This window comes from Myxococcus xanthus, from assembly GCF_013116825.1.
Taxonomy (GTDB): domain Bacteria; phylum Myxococcota; class Myxococcia; order Myxococcales; family Myxococcaceae; genus Myxococcus; species Myxococcus xanthus_B.
Map to the genome: position 1 here is coordinate 1 of NZ_JABFNS010000220.1, position 8,650 is coordinate 8,650.

The 8,650-nt window shown below is 71.1% G+C and carries 4 protein-coding genes; all 4 read right to left on the minus strand.

All coding sequences use genetic code 11. From position 1 onward, the window contains the following. Positions 1 to 9: 9 nt before the first annotated feature. Positions 10 to 774, minus strand: coding sequence for a DUF3592 domain-containing protein (locus HNV26_RS35925; RefSeq protein ID WP_090494534.1), 765 nt, complete (start codon positions 772 to 774; stop codon positions 10 to 12). A gap of 49 nt (positions 775 to 823) precedes the next feature. Further along, on the minus strand, positions 824 to 1,846 hold the full coding sequence (locus HNV26_RS35930) for a DUF3616 domain-containing protein (protein ID WP_253817365.1): 1,023 nt from the start codon (positions 1,844 to 1,846) through the stop codon (positions 824 to 826). 239 nt (positions 1,847 to 2,085) lie between these two features. Further along, entirely contained in the window at positions 2,086 to 5,565 is a 3,480-nt protein-coding gene (mgtA, locus tag HNV26_RS35935; RefSeq protein WP_171445373.1) for a magnesium-translocating P-type ATPase, read from the minus strand. 239 nt (positions 5,566 to 5,804) lie between these two features. Then, the gene (gene mutS / locus HNV26_RS35940; protein WP_171445374.1) at positions 5,805 to 8,516 is read right to left on the minus strand and encodes a DNA mismatch repair protein MutS; all 2,712 of its coding nucleotides are present in this window, start codon (positions 8,514 to 8,516) and stop codon (positions 5,805 to 5,807) included. Positions 8,517 to 8,650: the final 134 nt, after the last annotated feature.

Genomic DNA, 8,650 nt, shown 5'->3' on the forward strand with positions numbered 1-8,650 from the left:
CCATCTGCCTCAGCGCAGCCACCCCAGCACACCCGCGAGGTCCTGGTCGATGACGCGCGCCCACCCAGGCTGCCGGGGCACCACCGCCGCCAGCACCTTCTCCCCGTTGCGCACGGGCGCCCGCCCCGGCCGGACCCGGGCGCGCACCGCGTGCTTCACATCCTGACGGAAATAGTGGGCCGGAAAGGACACCTCGCCCCGGGCCTCCGGCAGGGGGCCGTCCGGCGTCAGCCACACCAGCGCGCCCAGCCGCAGCGGCTCCACCTCCGAGCGCCACAGCCGCCGCATCTCCCACGCGAAGTACCCCACGGCCACCAGCACGCCCAGGCCGATGCCCCAGGGGAGCAGCCCCACGCGCATCGCCCGGGAGCGGGCGAAGCCGGCCTCGCGCGGCCGGTCCGGCATGGCGGGGTCCACCAGCAGTGTCACCCGAGCGCCCCGCCCCAGCCCCTCCGCGTACTCCGCGAAGGTCCGGACGCCGGACACGGAGTGCTCCGCCTCCGCGAAGGTGTAGAGCACCTCCAGGGCGGCTTCCGCGCCATCCCGGGCGTCCAGGGGTGGAAGGCGGGAGGCCACCACCAGCCCCTCCACTTCCTCCGCCCGCGCGGCGAAGCCCTGCTCTTCGACGAAGTAGCGTCCCGCCCAGCCAGCGCCGGTGCCCAGGAGCGCCACGGCCACCAGTCCCAGGAGGACGCCTCGCACCACGCGCCCCACGGCGCCGGGCACCTGCGTCAGTCGGACCTGCCGGGGAGCATGCGGAATGGCCAGCTGCATATGGACGCGCAGCCTACCCCAAGCGCGGCGCACGGACGCACCCGCCGCCTCACGGCGATTCCGGCAGCCGCACCCAGACGCCCCGGAAGCGCTTGCGCGACGGGTCCTTCAGCCGCTTGCACTCGACGCCGTCCACGGGCGCGGCGCCGTCGTCGCTGAGCAGCAGGATTTCCTCTGCGTCCTCCGGCGTGAAGAAGGCCTCCGGGTTCAGGCCCGCCAGGTCCACCGACTCCACGGCGACCGGGGCATGCTCACCGCCGCGCCAGGTGAACAGCCGCGAGGTGCCCTCTCCCGCCGTGCCACCGCTGATGATGACGTAGCGGCCGCGCCACCAGGACAGCGAACGGATGCCCAGCCCGCCCAGGTCCAGTTGCACGGGCTCGCCCAGCTGAGCCCGAGCGCCCTCTTCCACCAACGCAACCGGATTGAGCAGCGGCACCAGCAGCGCCTTCCCGTCGGGCACGGGGCTGCGGAAGCCCACGAGGATGGTGCGCCCATCCGCCATGGCCGTCATGCCCTCGATGTTGAGCCCACCCGGAGCCTTGGGCGCCTTCGCCTCCGCCCCGTCCAGCCCGAAGCGCGCCAGTTGCGGCGCCGCGAGCATGTCATCCAGGAGTTGCGTGTACGGCCGGCCCACCAGCCGGGGCCCCGCGCCCGTCTCCTCGGTGGCGAAGAAGCGCAGCCGGCTGGGCGCCTTCTTCCCGGAGCTGTTGCGGCCGTGGGACGTCAGCCAGAAGGACAGCGCCCCCAGCCCGGTGGCCGCCTCGATGTCCGCCTCCGGGGGCTTCTTCTTCGCAGCGGGCAGCTCCAGGTCCGGGGACAGGTCCACGCTCTGCACGGGGGGACCGCCCCTGCGCGCGTCGTAGACACGGAGGATGTTGTCCTCATCGTCGCCCACGACGAACAGGCTGCCGCCGAGCGCCACCGCGCCGGAGGCATCACACATGCCCTCGAAGCGCAGCACCTCGCGGCCATCCATGGACGCGGCGGTGACGGCGCCGGGCCGCTCCCCCACGCCATGGGCCGAACACCCCCAGAGCAGGACTCCCATGCAGACAGGCAGCAGCCTCATGGCCCCACTCTTGGCCACGCTCAGCGCGTGTGGGGAGTGGCGTCGCGCCGACTGTGCGCTGTGCGACACCGGGACTGTGGGGCCGGCACGAAACCGCGTGCCGGCCCTGGAGGTGATGTGTCGCCAGCACCGTCCTGAGCCGTCACTTCTTGGGAGGGTTGTTTCCGCGACCTCCGCCAGAGGGGTTCCCGGTCGTGCTCGGCGCATTGGCTGGCCTGCCATTACCGCCGCCGCCACGCTCAGCGCGCGAGGAGGGCGTGCCGCAGGAGGCGCCCCTTCAGCAGTTCGACCAGGGTGAGATAGGTGGGCACCACGAGTCCGACGAAGAGGAGGTAGGCCGGAGGCAAGGGCTCCATGCCGAGCAGCGCCGCCGCGGGAGTGTACGGGAGCACGCCCCCGATGATGACCGCGGCCACCGCGGTGACGATGAGCGCGGCGCTCGGCCGGTTCTTCCAAGGCCGGCCCATGGTGCGAATCACGAACACCACCAGCACCTGGGTCGCCAGCGATTCGATGAACCACCCCGTCTGGAACGCCGACTGCCCGAAGTGAAAGCCCCACAGCAGGACACCGAAGGTGAGGAAGTCGAAGGCCGAGCTCACCGGCCCGATCAGCACCATGAACCGGCGGATCAGCGAGATGTCCCACCGCTGCGGACGGGCCACGAAGGCCGGGTCCACGTTGTCCGTGGGGATGGTGAGCTGGGCGACGTCGTAGAGCAGGTTGTTCAGCAGGATCTGCGTCGGAAGCATTGGCAGGAATGGAAGGAACAGGGCCGCGCCCGCCATGCTGAACATGTTGCCGAAGTTCGAGCTGGTCCCCATGAGCAGGTACTTGAAGACGTTCCCGAACGCGCGCCTGCCAGCGAGGATGGCGCCATGGAGCACGGCGAGGTTGCGCTCCAGCAGGACGATGTCGGCGGCCTCGCGCGCGACGTCGACCGCCCCCGACACGGAGATGCCGACATCCGCGCCGTGCAACGAGGGGGCGTCATTGATGCCGTCGCCGAGGAAGCCGACGACGTGCCCCCGGGACCGGAGCGCCCGGATGACGCGGTGCTTCTGCGCGGGCGAGACGCGGGCGAACACCTGGGCCTGCTCCGCGACATGGGCGAGCGCGCCGTCATCCATGCGCTCGAGCTCACTGCCCAGGACGATGCGGCCCGCCGGCATCCCCACCTGCGCGCAGATGTGACGCGTCACGAGCGCGTTGTCCCCGGTGAGGATCTTCACCGAGACGCCGTCGCGCCCCAGCGCCGCCATGGACTCCGCCGCGCCTTCGAGCAGGTGGTCGGCGAACGTCAGGTACCCCGCGAAGATGAAGTCCCGCTCGTCCCCCACGTTGAAACCTCGTGGCCTGGAGACGCGCCGGTAGGCCACGGCGAGGACGCGGAAGCCTCGCTCGCTCAACCGCCGGAAGACCTCCAGGCAACGCGCCGCCGAGCTGTCATCCAGGGGCTGGACCCGCCCCTCCACCTCGCACACCGTGCAGAGGCGCAGCACGCTCTCCGGCGCGCCCTTGGTGATGAGCAGGTGCTCTCCGTCATGTGCCACGACGATGGACAAGCGGCGCCGCTCGAAGTCGAACGGAATCTCATCCGTCTTCTCGAAGCGCTCTCCTCCGGCGCCGGCGCGCTCGAGGATGGCCGCATCAAGTGGACTCTTGATGCCGGACTCGAAGCGTGAATTCAGGGCGCCCAGGAAGAGCGCCCGATCGTCCACCTGCCCGAAGGGGCCGAGCGTCGCGTCGAGCGACATGGTGCCCGCCGTCAGCGTGCCTGTCTTGTCGCTGCAGAGCACGTCCACGCTGCCCAGGTTCTGCATCGACGCGAGGTGCTTGACGATGACCTTCTCCCGCGCCATCCGGATCGCCCCCTGGGCGAGCGTCACCGTCGTGATCATGGGCAGGAACTCGGGGGTGAGTCCCACGGCGAGCGCCACCGAGAACAGGAGCGACTCCAGCGCGTTGCGCCCCAGGCTTACGTTCACCACGAGGATGAAGAGCACCAGGAAGAGGACGGTCTGCAGGATGAGCATCCCGAAGCGCTTCGTGCCCCGCTCGAACTCGGTCTCCTCCGGTCGCGCCGACAGCCGCTCCATGATGTCGCCATAGGCCGTGCACCGGCCCGCGGCGAAGACCAGGGCCGTGCCCGTGCCGCTCACGACGGACGTCCCGAGGAACACGAGCGCGCCAGAGTCCGGTCCCGTGTCCGGGAGGGCCTCGTGCGTCGCCGTCTTCTCCGCCGGCAGCGACTCGCCCGTCAGCGAGGACTGCATGACGTGGAGGTCCGTCGCCTCCACCAGCCGCGCGTCCGCGGGCACCAGGTCGCCAGCGGACAGGTGGATGAGGTCCCCCGCGACGATGTCCTGGCGAGGAACCTCCACCCAGGCGCCATCCCGCATGGCCGTCGCCGTGGGGGCGATGCTCGCCTGGAGGTGCTTGACGGCCTGCTCCGAACGGAGGGCCTGCCAGGCGTTGATTCCCGCGCTGAGCAGCACGATGCCTCCAATGATGAGCGCATCGCTCACCTCCCCGAGATACGCGGAGGCCGTCCCCGCCACGAGCAGGATGATGACCAGCGGGTTCGCCAGGGCACGCAACACGCCGCGCACGCGGACCCCGGCGCGCCCACGCGCCAAGGCGTTCCTCCGTCCTGGAGGGGCGCGCTGATGGGCCTCCTCCGTGGTGAGTCCCTTCCCAGTCGTCACCAGCCGGGCCATCAATCCGGCCAATGGCTGGGCCGCCCACGCGCCGCGCGCCGCCACGTCACGCGGCGGCGCGCGTGGAGGCCCCAGCTCGCGTCGTGACAGCCAGAGCCCGGGGAGCATCGGAAGCCAGAAGCTGAGGCCTCTGAACAGGAGCGTCGCGGCGAGCGCGACCGCGATGGGCACCCCCACCATGCGCAAGGTGATGACCGACGCGGCCTCGAACGTCCCGAGCCCTCCGGGCATGATGCCCAGCGTGCGAAAGAGGCTCGAAATCATGAAGCTCGCGAACACGCCCCCTGGCGAGCCCCAGGCCCCCAGCGAGCGGATGAGGACCCAGAGCGTCATGGCGTCACAGAGGACGATGACCAGCTGATAGAGGCTGGTCCGCAGCAGCAGCCGGGGGCTTCTCGTCAGCCGGGGGTCCGCGTCCCATATGAACTCGAGCGCGGTGCCCACCAGCCGCAGCCTCGCCAGCCAGCGGGGCACACGCCGCGCGCCCCTCCCGGAGAGGGCCAGCACCCACGCCGTGAGCCCGACGGCGAAGAGCAAGAAGACACAGGAGACGAGCAGGATGACCGGGGTCACCTCGCCTCGCATGACGGTGATTCCGAGCGCGCCCCCGAGGCCGAGCACATAGGCGACGTAGTACGAGGCGAGGTCGACCACGACGGCCGCGGCGACCGTGGGCCGGGGGACGCCCCGCCGCCGCAGGCCACTCGCCAGGACGACCGTCCCGCTCAGCCCCGCGGACGGGAGCGCCTGGTCGACGAAGAGCTTGGCGAGGCTCAACTGGCTCGCGGCGCCCAGCCGCACCGAGCCCCCTCCCTCCCGGATGGCCAGCCTGAACACCTGCCCCTGGGCCAGGTAGGTTCCCACCTGGAGCAGGACGGCGAGCCCGAACCACCAGGGCTCGGCGCGCTCGGTCAACTGCGCGAAGTCCCGGGCCTCCGCGAAGTGGCGCGCGGCGAGGATGACCCCCGCGAATAAGGCGCCCCCAAGGAGCCACGGCAACCAGCGGCTCGGCCCCCGCGGCGCGGGCCCAAGCGCAGTTCGCGCGGCCGGTGGTGCATCCCTCATGTCTCCTATGGGATGTGCATGGCGGCCCTGTCCGCCACGGCACGCCAGCCGTGGCCGTGGGTTCGCAGCGCGCGCCTGGCGGGCCGGCTGGGCTGCCCCTCCACACCGCTCAGTGGGGGCTACGGGCGGCCCGCCCGTCGATGTACGTCTGGCGAGGCGCCCGGCGCTGCTTCCTACTCCAGCTCACGCTGAAGCTTCGCCAGCAGGTTGAGCGCCTCCAGGGGCGTCATCCGGTCGATGGTCGCCCCCTTCAGCGCATCCAGCGTCTTCTGCTGCGCGGGCGTCACCCCAGCCGAGCCCTGAGCCGTGGGCGCAGGCTCCGCGCCGAACAGTCCAAGCTGCCCGGGCGCAGCCCCACGCCGTCCCCCCTGCGGCTGTCGCACGGCCACCCGGGGGCGGCCCGCGTCATCCAGCTCCCCGGACTCCAGGTTCTGGAGCAGCTCGCGCGCGCGCGCGACGACTTCCGGCGGCAGCCCCGCCAGCTTCGCCACTTCGATGCCGTAGGAGCGGCTGGCCCCACCCGGCACCAGCTTGCGCAGGAAGATGACCTTGCCGTTCTGCTCCTTCACGGCGACGCACAGGTTCTTCACCCGAGGCCGCTCGCGGGCCAGGTCCACCAGTTCATGGTAGTGCGTGGCGAACAGCGCGCGCGCCCCCACCGTGTCGTGCAGGTGCTCCGCCACCGCCCAGGCGATGGAGAGCCCGTCGAAGGTGGACGTGCCACGGCCAATCTCGTCCAGGATGATGAGGCTCTTGTTCGTGGCGTGATGGAGGATGTGGCTGGTCTCCGTCATCTCCACCATGAAGGTGGACTGACCGCGCGCCAGGTTGTCCGCCGCGCCCACGCGCGTGAAGATGCGATCGCACAGGCCGATACGCGCCGCCTTCGCCGGGACGAACGAGCCCGCCTGCGCCATCAGCGCCGTCAGGGCCACCTGCCGCATCACCGTGCTCTTGCCGGCCATGTTCGGACCGGTGATCACCATCAGCTGCGCGTCCTCCGCCGGGTCCAGGCGGACGTCGTTGGGGACGAACGAATCCCCCGCCCCCAGCATGCGCTCCACCACCGGGTGCCGCCCGGCGGTGATGCTGAGCGCCACGGACGCGTCCACCTCCGGCCGCGTGTAGCCGTACTCCGCCGCGCACCGCGCGAAGGACAAGAGCGCGTCCCCGGTGGCCACCGCCTCCGCGGCGGACCGGATGCGCGGCGCCGCCGACACCACCTGCGCGCGCAGCTCCTCGAAGAGCTGAACCTCCAGCGCGCACCGCCGCTCCTCGGCGGTGAGCACCTGCTCCTCGTACTCCTTCAGCTCCGGGGTGACGAAGCGCTCGGAGTTCACCGTGGTCTGCTTGCGGATGTAGTCCTTGGGCACCCGGTCGAGGTTCGACTTCGTCACCTCCAGGTAGTAGCCGAAGACCTTGTTGTAGCGGACCTTCAGCGAGGAGATGCCAGTGCGCTCCTTCTCCCGCTGCTCGATCTGGAGCAGCAGGTCCTTTCCGGACGTGGACAGCGCCACCAGCTTGTCCAGCTCCGCGTGGAAGCCGGCGCGAATCATGCCGCCGTCCTTCAGCGTCACCGGCGGCTCCTCCGCCACGGCGCGCGACAGCAGCTCCGCCAGGTCCGGCAGCGCGGACAGGGGCCCCGTCAGGGATTTGAGCAGCGGGGACTCACACCGCGCCAGCACCGCCACCACCCGGGGAAGCTGCGCCAGCGACAAGCCCAGCGCGCGCAGGTCCCGTGCATTGCCCGCGCCCAGCGACAGCCGGCCGCAGAGCCGCTCCAGGTCTCCCACTTCCTTGAGGATGCCGGCCAGCTCCTCGCGCCACACGCTGCGCCCGGACAGCTCCTCCACCGCGTCCAGCCGCGCGTGGATTTCCGGCAGGGAGCCCAGCGGAGACGCCAGCCACCGCGCCAGCTTGCGCGCGCCCAGGCTCGTCACCGTCTTGTCCAACACGCCCAGCAGCGAGCCCTTGCGCCCACCGTCCCGCAGCGAGCGCAGCACCTCCAGGTTGGCCCGGGAGGACTCATCCATCAGGAGGTTGCCGCCGCGCTCCTGCCGGCTCAGCCGGTCCACGTGCGCCGCCGCCGTCTTCTGCGTGTCCTTCAGGTAGCGCAGCGCGGCGCCCGCGGCGCCCGCGGCCAGGGGCGCGTCATCCAGTCCGAAAGCGGACAGCGACTGCACCGCGAAGTGGCTGCGCAGGTAGCCCGCCGCCCGCGTGGGTTCGAACGACGCGGCCTCGCCCTCCGCCACCGCCGGCGTGCGCAACAGCCGGGCGAGCAGCTGCGTCACCTCCGGCGCGTCCCGCTTCCCGTCCGGAACCAGCAGCTCACGGGGCTCCACGCGCGACAGCGACTCCGCCAGCTCCGCGATGCCCGGGGCCTCCAGGGCCATGAACTCGCCGGTGGACGCCTCCAGCAGCGCCGCGCCCCAGCCCTTGTCGTTCCAGGACACGGCGGCCAGGAAGTTGCTGGCCTGCGGCTCCAGTACTTCTTCGTCCAGCACCATGCCCGGGGTAATCACCCGCGTGACTTCCCGGCGGACGATGCCCGGCCCGTTGCCTGGCTCCTCCACCTGTTCGCAGATGGCGACCTTCAGGCCTTCCGACACGAGCCGGCCGATGTAGCGCCGCGCGGCGTGGTAGGGCACCCCGCACATGGGCACCTTGTCCGCGCCCTTGGACCTCGCGGTGAGCGTGATCTGGAGGATCTCCGAGGCCTTGACCGCGTCCTCGAAGAACATCTCGTAGAAGTCACCCAACCGGAAGAACAGCAGCGAGTCCGGGTGGAGCGCCTTCACCTCCATGTACTGGCGCATCATGGGGGTCAGGGAGGCAATCTCCCGGGCGCCCACACCCTCGTTCACCGGCCCCACCTCGGGCGTCATGTCCCCGGGGAGCTCCACCGCTGCGGTCCTGCCTGCCTTCGCCTGCTGCGTCACGGCCATCCCTGCCCTTCTCTCATGGCCCCACCCCTGGATCAACGAACCGGCGCCCTACCCGCCGAGTTCCCTTACCACCC

Bases quoted from the DNA above. Each gene is read 5' to 3' on its own strand.
- HNV26_RS35925 (WP_090494534.1), bottom strand. From the start codon at position 774: ATGCAGCTGGCCATTCCGCATGCTCCCCGGCAGGTCCGACTGACGCAG.
- HNV26_RS35930 (WP_253817365.1), bottom strand. From the start codon at position 1,846: ATGAGGCTGCTGCCTGTCTGCATGGGAGTCCTGCTCTGGGGGTGTTCG.
- mutS (WP_171445374.1), bottom strand. From the start codon at position 8,516: ATGACGCCCGAGGTGGGGCCGGTGAACGAGGGTGTGGGCGCCCGGGAG.